The 16,025-nt window shown below is 71.1% G+C and carries 14 protein-coding genes; 5 read left to right on the top strand and 9 right to left on the bottom strand.

Annotated features, from left to right (window positions below; genetic code table 11):
- Nucleotides 1–35: 35 nt before the first annotated feature.
- Nucleotides 36–1,109, bottom strand: a complete 1,074-nt coding sequence (locus SHK19_RS03735; RefSeq protein WP_322456848.1) for a ferredoxin reductase — start codon at nt 1,107–1,109, stop codon at nt 36–38.
- Nucleotides 1,110–1,182: 73 nt separating this feature from the next.
- Nucleotides 1,183–2,280, bottom strand: coding sequence for an FUSC family protein (locus SHK19_RS03730; RefSeq protein WP_322456849.1), 1,098 nt, complete (start codon nt 2,278–2,280; stop codon nt 1,183–1,185).
- A 43-nt stretch (nt 2,281–2,323) separates the two neighbouring features.
- Between SHK19_RS03730 and SHK19_RS03725 the strand changes: the two genes are divergently transcribed.
- Nucleotides 2,324–3,454: a glutamate--cysteine ligase gene (locus tag SHK19_RS03725; RefSeq protein ID WP_322456850.1), complete on the top strand. Its 1,131-nt coding sequence runs from the start codon at nt 2,324–2,326 to the stop codon at nt 3,452–3,454.
- A 349-nt stretch (nt 3,455–3,803) separates the two neighbouring features.
- Here the strand turns inward: SHK19_RS03725 and SHK19_RS03720 are convergent, their stop codons facing one another.
- The 5 genes from SHK19_RS03720 to SHK19_RS03700 form a co-directional block, all read right to left on the bottom strand.
- Entirely contained in the window at nt 3,804–4,940 is a 1,137-nt protein-coding gene (locus SHK19_RS03720) for a GIY-YIG nuclease family protein (RefSeq protein WP_322456851.1), read from the bottom strand.
- Between the two features lie 196 nt (nt 4,941–5,136).
- A complete protein-coding gene (locus SHK19_RS03715; RefSeq protein ID WP_322937898.1) occupies nt 5,137–6,282 on the bottom strand; it encodes a DNA polymerase IV in 1,146 nt (381 codons plus the stop codon).
- Nucleotides 6,283–6,368: 86 nt separating this feature from the next.
- The gene (locus SHK19_RS03710) at nt 6,369–6,716 is read right to left on the bottom strand and encodes a hypothetical protein (RefSeq protein WP_322456853.1); all 348 of its coding nucleotides are present in this window, start codon (nt 6,714–6,716) and stop codon (nt 6,369–6,371) included.
- A gap of 153 nt (nt 6,717–6,869) precedes the next feature.
- Entirely contained in the window at nt 6,870–8,402 is a 1,533-nt protein-coding gene (locus tag SHK19_RS03705; RefSeq protein ID WP_322937897.1) for an FG-GAP-like repeat-containing protein, read from the bottom strand.
- A gap of 59 nt (nt 8,403–8,461) precedes the next feature.
- On the bottom strand, nt 8,462–9,961 hold the full coding sequence (locus SHK19_RS03700; protein WP_322937896.1) for an FG-GAP repeat domain-containing protein: 1,500 nt from the start codon (nt 9,959–9,961) through the stop codon (nt 8,462–8,464).
- A gap of 101 nt (nt 9,962–10,062) precedes the next feature.
- On the opposite strand from SHK19_RS03700, the gene SHK19_RS03695 reads away from it, so the two are divergent.
- Nucleotides 10,063–11,511, top strand: a complete 1,449-nt coding sequence (locus SHK19_RS03695) for a WS/DGAT/MGAT family O-acyltransferase (protein ID WP_322456856.1) — start codon at nt 10,063–10,065, stop codon at nt 11,509–11,511.
- Between the two features lie 269 nt (nt 11,512–11,780).
- Here the strand turns inward: SHK19_RS03695 and SHK19_RS03690 are convergent, their stop codons facing one another.
- Complete coding sequence (locus tag SHK19_RS03690; RefSeq protein WP_405030455.1) at nt 11,781–12,944, bottom strand: site-specific DNA-methyltransferase; 1,164 nt, start codon at nt 12,942–12,944, stop codon at nt 11,781–11,783.
- A gap of 49 nt (nt 12,945–12,993) precedes the next feature.
- Between SHK19_RS03690 and SHK19_RS03685 the strand changes: the two genes are divergently transcribed.
- On the top strand, nt 12,994–14,262 hold the full coding sequence (locus SHK19_RS03685; protein ID WP_322937895.1) for a phosphodiester glycosidase family protein: 1,269 nt from the start codon (nt 12,994–12,996) through the stop codon (nt 14,260–14,262).
- 10 nt (nt 14,263–14,272) lie between these two features.
- On the opposite strand, the gene SHK19_RS03680 is transcribed toward SHK19_RS03685, so the two are convergent.
- Nucleotides 14,273–14,758: a lipoprotein gene (locus SHK19_RS03680; protein ID WP_322937894.1), complete on the bottom strand. Its 486-nt coding sequence runs from the start codon at nt 14,756–14,758 to the stop codon at nt 14,273–14,275.
- Nucleotides 14,759–14,922: 164 nt separating this feature from the next.
- On the opposite strand from SHK19_RS03680, the gene SHK19_RS03675 reads away from it, so the two are divergent.
- Entirely contained in the window at nt 14,923–15,513 is a 591-nt protein-coding gene (locus SHK19_RS03675) for a mismatch-specific DNA-glycosylase (protein WP_322937893.1), read from the top strand.
- Between the two features lie 91 nt (nt 15,514–15,604).
- Complete coding sequence (locus tag SHK19_RS03670) at nt 15,605–16,024, top strand: hypothetical protein (protein ID WP_322937892.1); 420 nt, start codon at nt 15,605–15,607, stop codon at nt 16,022–16,024.
- The last annotated feature ends 1 nt before the right edge of the window (nt 16,025 follow it).

The following is a 16,025-nucleotide window of genomic DNA, read 5'->3' as shown; positions in this document are numbered from 1 at the left end:
CAGATAGGTCAGATAGGTCAGATAGGTCAGATAGGTCAGATGTCGAGCTTGCAGTCGCCGACGGCGGCGGTGACACAGGTCTGAACGGGCTCGTTGGGGCTGTCGTACTCGCTGCCGTTGCGCAGGTCGCGCACCTTGCCCGAGATGAGGGTCAGCGTGCAGGTGTGGCAGATGCCCATCCGGCAGCCGTAGGGCATGCCGACGCCGGCCTCCTCGCCGGCCTCGAGCACGGTGGTGGCGCCGTCGGCCTCGATCGACTTGCCGGAGTTCTGGAAGGTGATCGTCCCGCCCTCGCCGCCCTCGCCGCCGAGCTCGAGGGAGAAGCGCTCGAGGTGCAGGTGCTCGACGACGTCCTCTTCCTCGTAGTGCTCGGTGATCGCGTCGAGCATCGGCCCCGGTCCGCACGCGTAGGTCTCGCGCTCTCGCCAGTCGGGACAGATCTCTTCGAGGTCGGCGAGGTCGAGCATCCCGTCGATGTCGGTCTCGAGCCGGTGGAGGGTCAGACCCTGGTGCTTCTGCTCGAGCCGGTCCAGCTCGTCCCGGAAGATCATCCGGTCCTTGGTCGGCGAGGAGTAGTGCATGACGACGTCGGGCATCGTGCCCCGGCGGTCGAGGGTGCGGAGCATCGCCATCACCGGCGTGACACCGCTGCCGCCGACGAGGAAGAGCATCCTCTCGGGCGGCGGGTCCGGAAGGACGAAGTCGCCCTCCGGGAGCGCAAGCCGGACGATGGTGCCTGGCTCGAGCCCCTTGACCAGGTGGCTGGAGAGCATCCCCTCCGGCATCGCGCGCACGGTGATGGTGATCGTGCCGCGGCGCCGCTCGGGGGGCGAGCTGACGGAGTAGGACCGCCACTGGAACTTGCCCTCGACCTGGATGCCGATGCCCACGTACTGACCCGGCTTGTGGTCGTACCGCCAGCCCCAGCCGGGCTTGATCACCAGCGTCGCGGCGTCCTCGGTCTCCGGGATGACCTTCTCGATCCGCCCGCGGAGCTCACGTGAGCTCCAGAGCGGGTTCACCAGTCGGAGGTAGTCGTCGGGGTGGAGCGGTGTCGTCAGCTTCGACGCGGACCGACGCACGCGTTCCCAGGGAATGGTGCTCGACATGAACTCCAGAGAACAACTGTTCACCGAAAACGTCAAGACGGATGTTCATCGCTGACGTGGGTAATGCCGTCGGTCAGCGGCGCGGCGGCGGCAGCGCGTCGGTCGCCTCGAGCTGGCCCATCCCGGTGACGAGCAGTAGGTCGACCACGATCGAGCGCAGCTGGGCGAGGATCGCGTCGCCCGAGAGCGACGGGCTGCGCTCCACCATCCCGGTCGCCTCGCCGACCGCGAGGACCCGGGGCCGCGCCGCCTCCGGCATCCGGTCGGCTGCGAGCTCGTCGGCGACCGCGTCCACGGCCAGCGCGAGGTCGGCGGTCAGGTCGGCGTACGACGACGGCACCGGCCGGTGCCGGTAGGCGGCGACCGCCGCCTGCCGGACCAGTACCCGGGTGCTCCGCAGCGAGCGGTCGAGCGGGTCGACGAGCTCGACCATCCGCCGCAGACCTTCTCGATGGCGCACGCGGAACGGTGACGAGGCGACGACCGAGACCCCCTCCTCGGCTGCGGCCTGGAGCTCGCGGATCATCCGATCGGTCGCCCGTGCGTCGGCGAGCAGGTCGAGGGCAGGGTCGGTCTCGCCGTCGATCATCACGTGGCTGGCCGCGCGGAGCAGCTCGGCGATCTTGCGGGCGACCGAGGCGGCCTGCTCGCGCGGCTTGCGCAGCGGCGCCGCGGGAACGACAGTGGCGGCGACCAGCGCGACCCCACCACCGATGAGCGCGTCGGTCCACCGGGTCAGTGCCGCGTCGGGATCGGGGAGCAGGGTCGCGACCACGATCGACTGCACGGCAGCCTGCGTCACGAACAGGTTCCCGGCGTCGAGGAGCAGAGCCGCCGACATCGCGAGCCCGACGATGAGGGCGAGCTGCCACGCGCCGGTGCCGATCGACACCACGAGCAGGTCGGCGACGAACACCCCGATCGCGACCCCGAAGGTGACCTCGGCGACCCGCCGCAGCCGCTGGCCGTACGAGGTGCCCAGCGACACGACCGCTGCGATCGGCGCGAAGAACGGCGTCTGGTGGTCGAACACGTCCGCCGCCAGCCACCACGCCACGCCGGCCGCGATCGCGCACTGGACGACGGCGAACAGCTTGCGGCGCCAGCGCTCCACCCGCCCGCGGACCGACAGCCGACTGCGCTCCCACATCCGATCGAGGGGCACCTCCACCCGCCGATCGTCCCACGGCCGCGACCTGTGGAACGCTGGGCAGGTGCGGATCGACTTCCACGGCTCCCCGGAGCCGACTCTCGGTGTCGAGTGGGAGTTCGCGCTCGTCGACCGCCGGACGCGCGACCTGCGCAACGAGGCGGCCCACCTGTTCGCACGGGCCAAGGCGCGGATGCCCGATCCCGGGCGGCTGCACAAGGAGCTGCTGCGCAACACGGTCGAGGTGGTGACCGGCGTCTGCCACACGGTGCCGGAGGCGATGGCCGATCTGCGTCGCACCCTGGAGTACGTCGTACCGGCGTGCGACGAGCTCGACCTCGACCTGTACGGCGGCGGCACCCACCCCTTCGCGTCCTGGACGCGGCAGCAGCTGACCGAGGGACACCGCTACGAGGAGCTGATCAACCGCACCCAGTGGTGGGGGCGGCAGATGCTGATCTGGGGCGTGCACGTGCACGTCGGGATGCCCGCCCAGGAGCGGGTGATGCCCGTGCTGTCGGCGCTGCTCAACTGGTACCCCCACCTCCAGGCGCTCTCCGCCTCCTCCCCCATCTGGGCCGGCGTCGACACCGGCTACGCCTCCAACCGGGCGTTGATGTTCCAGCAGCTCCCGACCGCGGGCCTGCCGTTCCAGTTCGAGCGGTGGGAGGAGTACGAGGCGTTCGTCCACGACCAGCAGGTCACCGGCGTGGTGGAGGAGCTGGCGGAGATCCGGTGGGACCTGCGCCCGTCGGTCCGCCACGGCACCCTGGAGAACCGGATCTGCGACGGCGTCTCCACCTTCGCCGAGATGGCGGCCCTGGTCGCGCTGATGCACTGCCTGGTCGTCTGGCTCGATGAACGCTGCGCGGCCGGCGAGAAACTGCCCACCATGCCCCCCTGGCACGTCCAGGAGAACAAGTGGCGAGCCGCGCGGTACGGCGTCGACGCCATCGTCATCCTCGACGCCGAGTCGAACGAGCGGCTGGTCACCGAGGACCTCGCCGAGCTCGTGGTGCGGCTCGAGCCGGTCGCCGAGCGGCTCGGCTGCACCGCCGAGCTCGCCTCGGTGCTCGAGATCCCGAAGCGTGGGGCGTCGTACCAGCGCCAGCGCGCCGTCGCCGAGCGCACCGACGGCGACCTGGTCGCCGTCGTCGACTCGGTCGTCAAAGAGCTGCGCGACGACCTCCGCTGACCCCTCTCGTTGGTCGAGTAGCCCGAGCCGCCAGGCGAGGGCGTCTCGAGACCCCCCGCCTTCGCTGGTCGAGTAGCCCGAGCCGCTAGGCGAGGGCGTATCGAGACCCCCGCGGGGCTTTCGTTGGTCGAGTAGCCCGAGCCGCTAGGCGAGGGCGTATCGAGACCCCCGCGGGGCTTTCGTTGGTCGAGTAGCCCGAGCCGCTAGGCGAGGGCATATCGAGACCCCGCGCCTTCGTTGGTCGAGTAGCCCGAGCCGCTAGGCGAGGGCGTATCGAGACCCCCGCGGGGCTTTCGTTGGTCGAGTAGCCCGAGCCGCTAGGCGAGGGCATATCGAGACCTTTGTCTCCTCAGCGGAGACGTCGCCCGTCCGCGATGGCCCAGGCGAGAAACTCTCGGGCGTCCCGACCGCGCGTCGCGACATCGCTGTACGACGATGACGTCCCTGGCCGTTCCCGCAGGGCGAGGGCCTCATCCGCCAGCCGGTGCCAGCGCGGCTCCAGCGCGTCGAGGATGTAGCGACCCGCGCCGCTTTTCGACGTGAGCGCAGCGCGTGCAAGCAGATGATGGAGCCGAGCGACGCCGAGCGTCACCCAGACCACGGCATCGTCGTCCCGTCCTACGGTTTGGTCACCTTCCTCCCCCATCCGAGAGAGAAGAGGCTCCCAATAGCTCGTCAGGTTGTCGCGGGTGAAGTCCAGCAATTCATCCATGTCGGTGTGAATCCTGGGTTTGCCGCCTCGCACGATGATTCCGCGTTCGGCCAGTTCGTGCCACGTCACGGGATTGGCGTCGAGCCGCCCGGCCAAGTCGAAGGATCCCTGATAATGCACCGGCACCAGGCCCACATCTGAGGCCGGGCACGCGAGGTCGCCTTCCTGACAGTAGAAGCCTTCATAGCGACGTTCCGGCACCGCCTCCCGCACCCGGGCGTGAGCGGCCTCTAGTGCTGCCAGGTCTCCGACGGAGGCGGGCCGGCTCAGCACACCCACGAAGTCGATGTCGCTGTCGGCGTAGAACTCTCCCCAGCAAAGCGAGCCGTGCAGGTACAAGCCATGAACGAGGCCCGGCCGGTCCGTTTCGATCTGAGCGAGAAACTCGTCGGTGACGGCGACGACCTCGGCCGGACGTGTCATGGCCTTCACCGTAGCTAGCGGATCGGTGGCGAGCGGCTCGCCCCGGCGCAGGGAGCGATCGCCCGCCCCACCGAAGTCCTTTTTGGCAAGGCCAGGCAACCTGTCGTACTCGCCGTTGATGAGTGCAACCCGTTTGGCGCGCGACCAGCCCTGGATCCTCTTCTCCCAGAAGAAGGCTTCACCCACGTTGGGGTACTCCGCGCTCCACACGAGTTCTACCGGTCGTCGTCTTTGGGTGTACGACGCTCCCAGGCCAATCTGGTGCTCCCACAGCCGCTTCTCCAGGTCGCGGGTGCTGCCGACGTAGTACGAACCGTCCGCGCATCGCAGGATGTAGACGTAGGCAGTCACAGCGACATGGTTGGTGGGGACGGCTGTGGTGTCGAACAGTCATCCACAAGGACTCGCAGTCTCGATACGCCCTCGCCGAGCGGCTCGGGCTACTCGACCAACGAAACCCCCGGGGGTCTCGATACGCCCTCGCCTAGCGGCTCGGGCTACTCGACCAACGAAGATCTCGCGCTCTCGACCAACGAAGAAAGCGCGGTCAGGAGGGATCGGCCATCTCGAGGCGTACGCCGAGCAGCCTGACCGGGCGGTCCTTCTCGACCCGGTCGAGCAGGGCGACCGCCTCGGCAGCGAGCTCGTCGGCATCGGTCGTCGGCGCCGGCAGTTTGTGGCTGCGGGTCAGGGTGAAGAACGGCCGGTAGCGCAGCTTGAGCTCCACCCGGACCGCCGGGCGGCCTTCGGCCGCGATGTCGGCGACCACCCGGCGCGCGATCCGGTCGACCTCTCGCTCGACCTCGGCCCAGTCGGTCAGGTCTTCCTGGAACGTCTCCTCGCGGCCGTGCCCGCGGGCGACGTACGGCGTGGCGTCGACCTCGCTCGACGCGACGCCACGGCCGAGCCGGCGCAGCCAGGGTCCGGTGGTCGGCCCGATCCGCTCGGCCAGCATCGCGGCGTCGGCACGGGCGAGGTCCTCGACCGTGGCGATGCCGAGGAGGGCCAGCTTGTCGGCGGTCTTCTTGCCGATGCCCCACAGCGCGCTGGTCGGGCGGTCGCCCATCTCGTCGTACCAGCCCTCGTCGGTGAGGACGTAGGTCCCGCGGCCGCGCTCCTGACCGCCGGGGCCCGACTCCTCGCCGATCCCGGAACCCGCCTCCCGGGCCAACGCACCCTCCACCCGCTGCTTCGCGAACCCGGTCGCGAGCTTGGCCTGGAGCTTGTTGTTGCCGATCCCGACCGCGCTGGTCAGCCGGGTGCGGTCGAGCACGGCGGCTCGGATCCGCTCCGCGAACTCCACCGGCGAGCCGAGCTCGCCGTGGTCCGGTCCCGGACCGACGAAGGCCTCGTCCCAGCCGAGGACCTCGACCAGCACCGGCACGCCGCCCCAGTCGAGGCTGCGCAGCACGTCCATCACCTCGGCCGAGGCCGCGTCGTAGGCGTCCTTGTCGACCGGCAGGAAGACGGCCTCTTCTTCCGACTTGCGCAGCTTCCGCTCCGCGAGCCGCAGCGGCATCCCGGAGCCGACGCCGAAGCGCCGGGCCTCGTAGGAGGCGGTCGCCACCACGCCGCGCTCGGTCGGGTCGCCGCGCCCGCCGACGATCACCGGGAGCCCGGCCAGCTCGGGCCGCCGCAGCACCTCGACCGCGGCGATGAACTGGTCGAGATCGACGTGCAGCACCCAGCCCATGGGGCGATGGTGCCAGTTCGAGCCGACCGGGCCTCGATACGCCCTCGCCTAGCGGCTCGGGCTACTCGACGACCGAAAGCTGAGGGCTACTGCAGCGAGCGGTAGTAACGCGTCGTCTCCTTGAAGCCGGCGAGAGCGCGGAACCAGGCGCGGTTGGCCACCTTGCAGCGGAACCGCCGGATCTCCCGGTCGTACTCGCCGCACTCGGCCATCGTCTCCGAGTCGGTCGGCGGGTAGTGCCACGAGCCGTCGTAGTGCCGGATGCCGAAGCCGTTGGCGGCGTCGCCCTCGACCTGGACGATCGTGTCGGCGGGTGGGACGTAGGGGTCGGTGTGGGTGGTGGACGGGCCGGCGGTCGCAGAGGCGGCGAGCCCACCGACGGCCAGCAGGGCCAGCAGGAAAGCGGCGAGGCGCCGCAGGACGAAGTCGGACATGAAGGGTGCTCCCGAGGGTCACGCGCCGGCGAGTTCCGGCGTCGCGACGGGACGTTAGGAGCGTCGCCCGACGACGGCCCCGCGCCGGCGTCGCGGCTGTGCACAGCCGGCGCCGGCGCGATGCCTGTGGACGGTTGCGGGTCCGCTTCCCGCTCAGCGCGCGACGAAGTAGTCGACCTCGCAGTAGTCGTTCGAGCAGCTGGGCAGGTCCGCCCACTTCGTCGGGGTGTCGATGCCCCCCTCCGCGTCGGCGGTCGCCACCCACACCCCGTAGAAGCTGTAGTCGTCGATGTTGACGCTGGTGAGCACGAGGTCGTCGAGCTGGTCGCCGTTGAGGTCGACGGCGGTGACCGCATCCATCACGCCGTCGCCGGCCACGCCGTACGGAACGGTCGCCCCCGTCGGACGCAAGGTGGTGCCGTCGTACTCGTAGAGGAGGAAGGTGTCCTCGTAGAAGTTGTCAGCGACCAGCGTCTCCTTGCCGTCGCCGTCGAAGTCGCCGACGGTGTACTCCTGGTCGAAGAGGTCGGTCTCGACCGGTGCGATGGTGCCGCGGGCGAAGGAGCCGGCCCGGGCGATGAGCGGCACGACCCCGAAGTCGCCGTACCAGTAGAGGTTGTCGAAGTCGCCGCGGACCACCGGCTCGTCCGGCGCGACGGCCATCACGTCGTCGCTGCCGTCGCCGTTGAAGTCACCGACGATCAGCTCGGTCGAGCCGTACGTCGCATTGGGCAGCGCGGCCCACTTCACCGGCGCCTCGAACCCGTCTCCGCTGTTGCGCAGCACCCACACCGCCACCTGGCTGCGGTGCTGCTGGCCGTAGGCCGCGATGTCGGTGAGACCGTCGCCGTCGAAGTCACCGAACGCGGCGTTGACCGCCTCGACCTTGAACCAGAGGTCGAAGGCCTGCGTCACCGACAGGTCGCTGTCCTCGATCTCGAACTGGAGGGTGCCGCCGGAGTCGAACCAGGAGCCCACGTCATTGCCGCCCTCGCCGTCGAAGTCGGCCACGACCAGGTTCTCCTCCTGCTGCACCGGTTCCTTCGCCAGCTGGAAGGAGCCGTCCGCGTTGGTGAGGGTCAGCCGGCTCTCGGTGGAGTCGTAGAACCGGCCGAGGACGTCGCCCCTCCCGTCGCCGTCGATGTCGCCGCGGACCGGCTCGGCGGCCGGCTCCGTCTCGGTCGGCTCGGTTGTGGCGCCGCCGCCCTTGCTGCCGTCGCCGTCGTCGGACCACGGCTGGACGACCACCAGGGTCACCACGGTCGCGACGACCACGATCAGCACGACGGCGAGTGCGACCCACAGCCACAGCAGGCTCTTCTTCTGGGGCGGCGCCGGGTACGACGGCCCGCCCGGTGTGGCGAACGGCGGCCCGGGCGGCGGTCCCTGCGGCGAGCCCGGCGGCACCTGGCCCGGGGGTGGCGAGGCCGGGCGGAAGGGCGACGGTGCCGGGCTCCCGGCCGGTGCACCCGCGGACGGGGGTGCCCAGGGCGAGCGGGAGGCTTGGACCGGTCGCTGGGTCGGCGGCTGCGCCGGTGGCTGGGCAGGCGGCTGGACCGGCGGTTGCGCCGGCGACACCGGCCGCCGGTCGGCCGTCCATGCGACGCCGTCCCACCGCCGTTCCCAGCCCGGTCCGTCCGGATACCAACCTGGTGGCGCTGCCGAGCCGCCGTCACCGATCGTCATGGCGGGATCGTCCCACGCTCAGTGGTCGGACAAACTCCCTGTGCCGGTGGCCGGTCGGGTCAGAAGCTGTTCTCGAAGTAGAACGAGCAGTCGCCCGACGGACACCGCGGCGTCGGCGCCCAGACCTCGCTCGGCGCGGTCGCGCGCTCGTCGAGCCGCAGCACCCGGAACCCGTCGTACGACCGACCGCGTTCGTCGACCGTCGAGTAGACGACGTCGTCGACCGCGTCGCCGTCGACGTCGGACACGACCGCGTCGACCACGTCGCCCCGCCGGCCACCGATCTGCAGCACCAGACCGGGCTCGAGGACCAGCCGGTCGCCGTCCGCGCGCAGGCCGTGCACCTGGACGCCGGTGCGACTGCGGTCGATCAGCAGCACCCGCGGCTGCCCGTCGCCGGTGAAGTCTCCGACGACGGCTTCGCCGCCGTCGAGGAGACCCGTCGGGCGTTCGACCGGGCCCGGGACGAACCCCGTCCCGGACGAGGTCAGCAGCGCGATGCCGAGCTCGATCCGGCTCGAAGGCCCCAGGTCCCGCGGCAGACCGCTGCTCGGCACCCGGGCCGCGACGTCGGCGCGACCGTCGGCGTCGAAGTCGGCCGGGAGCAGCGTGGTCGTCGCATAAGTCGCGTTGGGGATCTGCACCCACTGCTCGGGCTCGGCGAACCTGCCGGCCTCGTTGCGGATGATCCAGACGCCCACCGTCCTCCGCCCCGTCGCGCCGTAGGCGACCAGGTCGACGGCGCCGTCACCGTCGAAGTCGCCCGGTTTCAGGCTGACGAAAGGCTGCCGGTCATCGAGGCGGAGCCGGAGGTTGCGCTCACGGAGGTCGAGGTCGTCCGAGGTGAGGTTGAGGGTGCCACCGAGCTCGTAGGTCCACGAGACCTCGTCCAGCTCACCGTCGCCGTCGAAGTCGGCCCAGGTCCGGTCCTCGAACGCCGCGACCGGCTCGCGAGCGACCTCGAACGAGCTCCCGGTGCTCGACAGCACGACGCGCTCGATGCTGCTGCTCGAGCCGAGGACGGCGACCGCGTCGCCGTACCCGTCGCCGTCGAGGTCCGCGGTGACCTGGGCGGCCGGAGCGCTCGGTGGTGTCGGAGTCGCCGAGGCTGTCGGAGCCGGGTCCTCCGGGACCTCGTCCGACGGCTCGGCCTGCTGCTCGGAGTCGGGAGGAGCGCCGGCGGTGTCGCGGTCGCTGGTGTCGTCCTCCCAGGGCCTGACGACGACCAGGGTGGCGGCCGTCCCGACACCGAGCACGAAGACCGCGGCCAACGTGACCCACAGCCAGGCCAGGCTCCGCTTCGCCGGTGCCACGGGGGGCGGGGCGGGCGGGCCCGGTGCCGGCGGTGCCGAGGTGGGGACCGGTGCCGGCGCGGGAGCCGGCGGCGGTGCCGGTTGCGGCACGGGCGCTCTGCGCGGTTGCGCCGGCCACTCGCCGGGCTCGACGGTCGGCAGCTGGTCCGGCGTCGAGACCTGCCCGGGTGGCGCCACCGGCCGCGGCGGCGGTCGCGGGGGATCGTCGTCCCGCGCCGGCTCCCCCGGCGGCTGGTCGTTGCTCACGGGCGGCATCCTTCCATCAGGAGCCCCGGCTCGAACCCTCCTACTTGTGGCGACTGTCACCAGGCGGGAGGATCGGCCGTCACGACGAAAGGGTTTGTTCCGTGGTCTCTCTCCCCAAGCTCCGCCCGATCGATCCGCCGTCGGCGGCGTTCCTGCTCGCGGAGAGCAAGAACCAGCCGATGCACGTCGGCGGGCTGCAGCTCTTCGAGCGGCCGGAGGACGCGGGCCCCGACTTCGTGCGCGAGCTGTTCGAGGCGGCGACGTCGAACGACGACGAGGTCATGCCGCTCTTCCTCAAGCACCCCCACCGGTCGATCAAGACGGCCGGCCAGCTGTTCTGGCGCGAGGACGACCAGTTCGACATCGAGCACCACGTCCGCCACAACGCACTTCCGTCCCCGGGACGCGTCCGCGAGCTCCTCGAGCTGTGCTCCCGCCTGCACAGCACCCGGCTCGACTGGGAACGCCCGCTGTGGCAGGCCCACCTCATCGAAGGTCTCGCCGACGGCAGGGTCGCGATGTACACCAAGATCCACCACGGCCTGGTCGACGGCATCTCCGCGATGCGGCTGCTGCAGAGCACCCTGTCGACGGACCCCGACGAGCGGGGCATGGCCGCGCCGTGGACGAAGCGGGCGATCCGCCGGGCAAAGGCCGACACGAAGGGCGACGTCGACGCTCCGATGACCGAGGCCGCGCACACCCTGGCCGGGCTCCCCGGCGACGCGCTGCGCACCGCGCTCGGCATCACCGCGGAGGCCGCCGGTATGCCCGGCGCGCTCATCAAGACCTTGTCCAAGGGCGCCCGCAACGAGACGTCGACGGTGTCGTTCCACACGCCCCGCACGATGTTCAACCGCTCCATCACTGGCGCCCGCCGGTTCGCCGCCCAGGACTGGCCGGTCGAGCGGATCCGGGGAGTCGGCAAGGCGACCGGCGCCACCATCAACGACGTCGTGCTCGCGATGTGCGGCGGCGCGATCCGCACCTACCTCCTCGAGAACGACGCGCTCCCGGACTCCCCTCTCGTCGCGATGGTCCCGGTCGGGCTGAAGGCGAAGGAGTCGCACCTGCCGTCGGCCGAGGGCGGCAACGCCGTCGGTGCGGTGATGGCCCGGCTCGGCACAGACCAGGCGGACGCCGGCGAGCGGCTCGTGGCGGTCCAGAAGTCGATGAAGGACGGCAAGGACGCCCTCCAGTCACTGACCCCGGTGCAGGTGCTCGCGATGAGCGCGATCGGCCAGGCCCCGGCGATCCTCGGGCCGGCACTGAAGATGCAGGGGATCATCCGGTCGCCGTACAACCTGATCATCAGCAACGTGCCCGGCCCTCGGACCACCCACTACTGGAACGGTGCCAAGCTGGTCGGCAACTACCCGCTGTCCATCCCCATCAACGGCATGGCTCTCAACATCACCTGCACGTCGTACGACGGCAGCATGGGGTTCGGCCTGACCGGCTGCCGGCGTACCGTCCCGCACCTCCAGCGCCTGCTGACGTTCCTCGACGCCGAGCTCGCCGCGCTCGAGAAGGCCGCCGGCGTCAGCTGACCGCCCGCCACCGCGAGCTTGCGAGCGGCCGGCGCGCGGTCAGCAAGCCTCGGTGGTCGAGTAGCGCGCACGACCGAGGGACGAGGTCGTGACCGCGCGTATCGAGACGCGGTGAGACGCGCCACGACGGTGAGCACGGACAGCTTGCGGCGTCTCGATACGCCCTCGCCTAGCGGCTCGGGCTACTCGACGACCGGCGTGAAGGCTCGGGCTACTCGACGACCGGCGTGAAGGCTCGGGCCACTCGACGACCAGCGTGAAGGCTCGGGCTACTCGACGACCGAGTGTTCCGCGTATCCCCCGCCCACCCGCTCCGCCACCGCGCGGAGCCGGGCGCGCGTGACATCGGCGACGGTGCGGAAGCCGGCCAGGTCGGCGTTGGAGCCCGGGCGGACCGGCTCCGGTTGGTTGATGGAGAGGCAGGTACGACGCCCGCCGTCGGCCGCGTTGGCCAGCGCGACGGCGTGTCCCGTGGTCCCGCTGCCCGCGAAGTAGTCGAGGACCCGGGCGTCGTCGGGCATGGTGTCGAGGATCCGGCGGACCAGCCCGGTCGGCTTCGGTGACTCGAAGACGTGGCCCAGGATCTCCTTCAGCTCGGCGACCGCCGTGTCGGTCGAGCCGACCTCCTCGGCGAGCCAGATGGTGCGCAGCTTCTTGCGGCGCGCGCCGCCGGTCGGGTGCCGCCAGTCGCGCTGGAAGACGTCGACCCGGTCGCCCGTCGCGCCGCGCACCCGGCGGCACACCAGGTCACCGGGACGCTCGTCGATCCGCGGCCGCGACCAGCGCCAGACCGCGGGCGACCCGTCACCGAAGACCGGCTTGATCTCGCCCGCGCCGTCGAACGGCGAGGTCCGGACCTCGCCGGTCTCCGGGTCGCCCCAGATCGCGAAGTGCAGCGTCGGTGCGGTCAGCGGATTGAACTTCTTGTTGGTGTTGCGCAGCGGCAGCCGTCGGTAGCGACGCCCGTCCTCGGCCACCAGCGGGAAGTCTCCCTCGAGGACCAGGTCGGTGCTCGACGCGTCGAGCACGCACTGCCGCGCGTCCTTGGCGTAGACGAGGACGTACTCGTGCGACGTCGCGAAGCCGCTGCCCAGCTGGCGTCCCTTGGGATTGAGGTTGACCACGACCTGCGCGAGGAAGTTGGGCTCGCCGTACACCTCGTCGAGCAGCAGCCGCAGGTGCGCGACCTCGTGGTCGTCGATGCTGACGAAGATCGCGCCGGTGTCGGCCAGCACCCGCCGACCGGCCTCGAGCCGCGGCCGCATCATGTCCGTCCACGCCTGGTGCCCGGCGAAGCTGTCGCGGTAGGCGAACGCGCTGCCGGTGTTGTAGGGCGGGTCGATGTAGACGAGATCGTACGACGCCGCGGGCAGGCCGGCGAGCACCTCGAGGTTGTCGCCCTCGGCGAAGGTGTTGCACGGACCGCTCGACACGCGACCCATCATCCCGGACGTGGCCGCCAGATTTCTTAACCTGGACGGCATGCGTCGCCTGCTGCCGGAACTCGTCGTGTTGTCCCTCCTGGCGACCGCCGGCGCAGTGGTCTTCCTCGACGACGGCCCCTCGGACCCGTCCAAGCCGCCGGCGGCCCAGCAGGCAGCGGCTCCGAGGGTCGCACCGGGGTCGGACCCCGACGACCCGCAGACGTGGCAGACCTCCGACCAGGTGCGCGGGCCGATCGCGCCGCCGGCGGTACCCGGACAGCGCGCCGTGCTGGGGCGGACCCAACGCTTCTCTTACAAGCCGGCGCCGGGGGTCACCATCACCGCGTGGGACGCGCGCACCCGCCGCGGCCCGGTGCGCTACTTCGTGACGCGGGTGAGGTGGAGGGCGCCCGGCATCAGGGTCGACTACTCCAACGGCGACCGCGTCCGCCGCCGGCAGACGGTCACCTCGATGCTGTCCAGCACTCCGAAGGTCGTGGCGGGGATCAACGGCGACTTCTTCGACATCTACGACACCGGCGCCCCGCTCGGCATCGGTCGCGAGCGCCGCGGCGACGTGCTCTGGAACGCGATCGACTCGGGATGGAACAACGCGCTCTCGGTCAACACCGAGGGCAAGTGGCACGTGGGCGAGCTCCCGCTGGTGGCCGAGGTCGTGGACCGACCCGGGATCGTCGTCACCAACTACAACTCGCCGCGGGTCAAGGTCGGCGGCACCGGCATCTACGACTGGCGGTTCGGGCGGGCGGTCGGCTACGGCTGGACCGACGAGCAGCGCCGACAGGTGCGGTTCGTGCAGATCGTCGACGGCACGGTGGTCGCCAACCGGGAGGCGCTCCCGAGCAGGACCGGCATCAAGGGCATCTTCCTGATCGCGCGCGGAGACCATGCCGAGGACAAGCTCGAGGCGTTGAAGGTCGGCACCCGGGTCGCGGTCCGCCGTCGGCTGGGTGGGAAGGTGGCGGTAGCGATCACCGGCAACGCGCTGCTGATCAAGAAGCGTCAGCTGCTGGTGTCCGACGACGGCGAGATGCACCCGCGTACGGCGGTCGGGGTCGATCGGGATACCAAGGAGCTGATCTTCCTCGTGGTGGACGGCCGGCAGGACTTCAGCCGCGGCTTCACGATGGTCGAGCTCGGGCGGATGATGATGCGCCTGGGCGCCGAGGACGCCCTCAACCTCGACGGCGGCGGATCCACCACGCTCGCGGCGGTCCGCAACGGCGACCTCCGGGTCATCAACTCGCCGTCCGACGGTGCGCAACGGCCGGTGCCCAACGGGCTCGAGGTCGTCTACAACCCGTGACCGCTGCCGTTCAACGGGCCGGGAGGTCCAGGACGGCGACGCTGGTGACGGGGGCGTAGCACTCGGGGTGGGGGTTCACGACCTTGCCGGCGGTGACGAAGAACCGGCCGCCCACCTGCGTCACGTGGGCCGACGGCGGCTCGTTGCAGGAGACCTCGATGACCGCCAGCCCGATCACCCGACCCTCGACGGGGTCGGCGGTCTCGACCACGGCCATGAGCTCGTCGACGAGGGTCGGCGACCGGAACTGGTCGAGGTAGCGCCCGAGCACGGCCTCGCTCTCGATGATGGTCGCGGTCTCCGCCACGTCGCCGCCGGCAGCAACCCCGGAGACGATGTCGACGACCTCCAGGTCGGCGGGCTGTTCCGTCTCACTCGGCGGCGTGTTCGCCGGATCGTCGGCGCGAACGTCGGCGCGGTCGTCGGGGTCGTCGCCGCAGCCGGCCAAGCCGACGAGGGCGCCGATGAGGACGAGGGTCCCGAGGTAGCGCTTCATGATGACTCGGACGGTAGCGCCCGGGGTTCGGTTCCTCACCCGGCGCCGGCAGCGCGGCGGGAGGTGTCGCTGCCGGTCGCCTCGCTGCAAGCTGGCTACGGCTTGCCAATTCTCGGCGGCGGCACCGGAGACGCGCTCGGCTTACAAGCAGGCAGACTGGGCCGGTGCGTCGTACCTTCTCCCGCGCCGAGCTCGAGTCCTTCCGCGATGCCGTCGTCCCCGACCTGCTGCCGACGGCCCCGGAGCACGACCTCAAGCTGCTCTTCGTGGGCATCAACCCGGGTCTGTGGACGGCGGCGACGCAGACCCACTTCGCGCACCCGGGCAACCGGTTCTATCCGGCGCTGCTGCGCGGCGGCGTGATCACCGAGCCGATCGACGCCGCAGCCGGGATGACCGACGCCGAGCGCGACGTGCTCCGCGAGCGGGGCATCGGCATCACCAACCTGGCGCGGCGGGCCACCGCCAAGGCCTCCGAGCTCAGCCCTGCCGAGCTGAAGGAGGGCGGGGCCGCGCTCACGGCGCTGGTCGAGCGGCTCCGGCCGCGGGTGGTCGCGGTCGCCGGGATCACCGCCTACCGGACCGCCTTCGGCCTCCCGAAGGCCGTCCTCGGCCGCCAGCCCACCCCGCTCGCCGGCGCCGAGCTGTGGGTCGTGCCCAACCCGAGCGGCCTCAACGCCCACGAGACGGTGGAGAGCCTGGCCAGGGCGTACGTCGAGGTCGCCCGTGCCGCCGGGCTTTCGGTGGTCGAGTAGCCCGAGCCGCTAGGCGAGGGCGTATCGAGACCCTGTGGACAGCTGACCGACCCCCTGCCGCATGCCGCCGGAGCCGCGCAGGGTGTCCGGCATGACCGATGAGCACATCAACAGCCAGGCCGACCTCGAGCGGGTCTGGCGGGGACTGATGGAACCGCTCGGCTTCACCCGCACCAGCCTCTGGATCGTCTTCCTCCATCCCGACGGACGGCCGCACAAGACGTTGATCGAGGTGCCGGTCCCCGACGGCAGGCTGGTGCCCGATCCGACCGCCCCCGAGCTGCTCGACCTCCTCGCCGAGTGGACGACCGACCAGGTGCCGGGCGGGCGGGTGGCGTTCCTGCGGACCCGGCCGGGCCGCGGCGGCCTCGACCGGTCCGACCGGCTCTGGGCAGCGGCCTTGTACGCCGCCGCGCAGGTAGCCGGAGTCCCGTGCGAGGTCGTGCACGCTGCCAACGACGACCGGCTGGTGCCCGTGCCGCTGGACGAGATCGACAGCCTGAGCGCCTGAT

Origin of the sequence: Nocardioides bizhenqiangii, assembly GCF_034661235.1 — a bacterium.
Taxonomy (GTDB): Bacteria; Actinomycetota; Actinomycetes; order Propionibacteriales; family Nocardioidaceae; genus Nocardioides; species Nocardioides bizhenqiangii.
The sequence above is the reverse complement of the archived record's forward strand: the minus strand, read 5'-3'. Positions and strand labels throughout refer to the sequence as shown.

What these genes read in the sequence shown, in the direction of transcription:
- SHK19_RS03735 (WP_322456848.1), bottom strand. Translation starts at nt 1,109, where the DNA reads ATGTCGAGCACCATTCCCTGGGAACGCGTGCGTCGGTCCGCGTCGAAG.
- SHK19_RS03715 (WP_322937898.1), bottom strand. Translation starts at nt 6,282, where the DNA reads ATGGGCTGGGTGCTGCACGTCGATCTCGACCAGTTCATCGCCGCGGTC.
- SHK19_RS03710 (WP_322456853.1), bottom strand. Translation starts at nt 6,716, where the DNA reads ATGTCCGACTTCGTCCTGCGGCGCCTCGCCGCTTTCCTGCTGGCCCTG.
- SHK19_RS03705 (WP_322937897.1), bottom strand. Translation starts at nt 8,402, where the DNA reads ATGACGATCGGTGACGGCGGCTCGGCAGCGCCACCAGGTTGGTATCCG.
- SHK19_RS03685 (WP_322937895.1), top strand. Translation starts at nt 12,994, where the DNA reads ATGCGTCGCCTGCTGCCGGAACTCGTCGTGTTGTCCCTCCTGGCGACC.
- SHK19_RS03680 (WP_322937894.1), bottom strand. Translation starts at nt 14,758, where the DNA reads ATGAAGCGCTACCTCGGGACCCTCGTCCTCATCGGCGCCCTCGTCGGC.
- SHK19_RS03670 (WP_322937892.1), top strand. Translation starts at nt 15,605, where the DNA reads ATGACCGATGAGCACATCAACAGCCAGGCCGACCTCGAGCGGGTCTGG.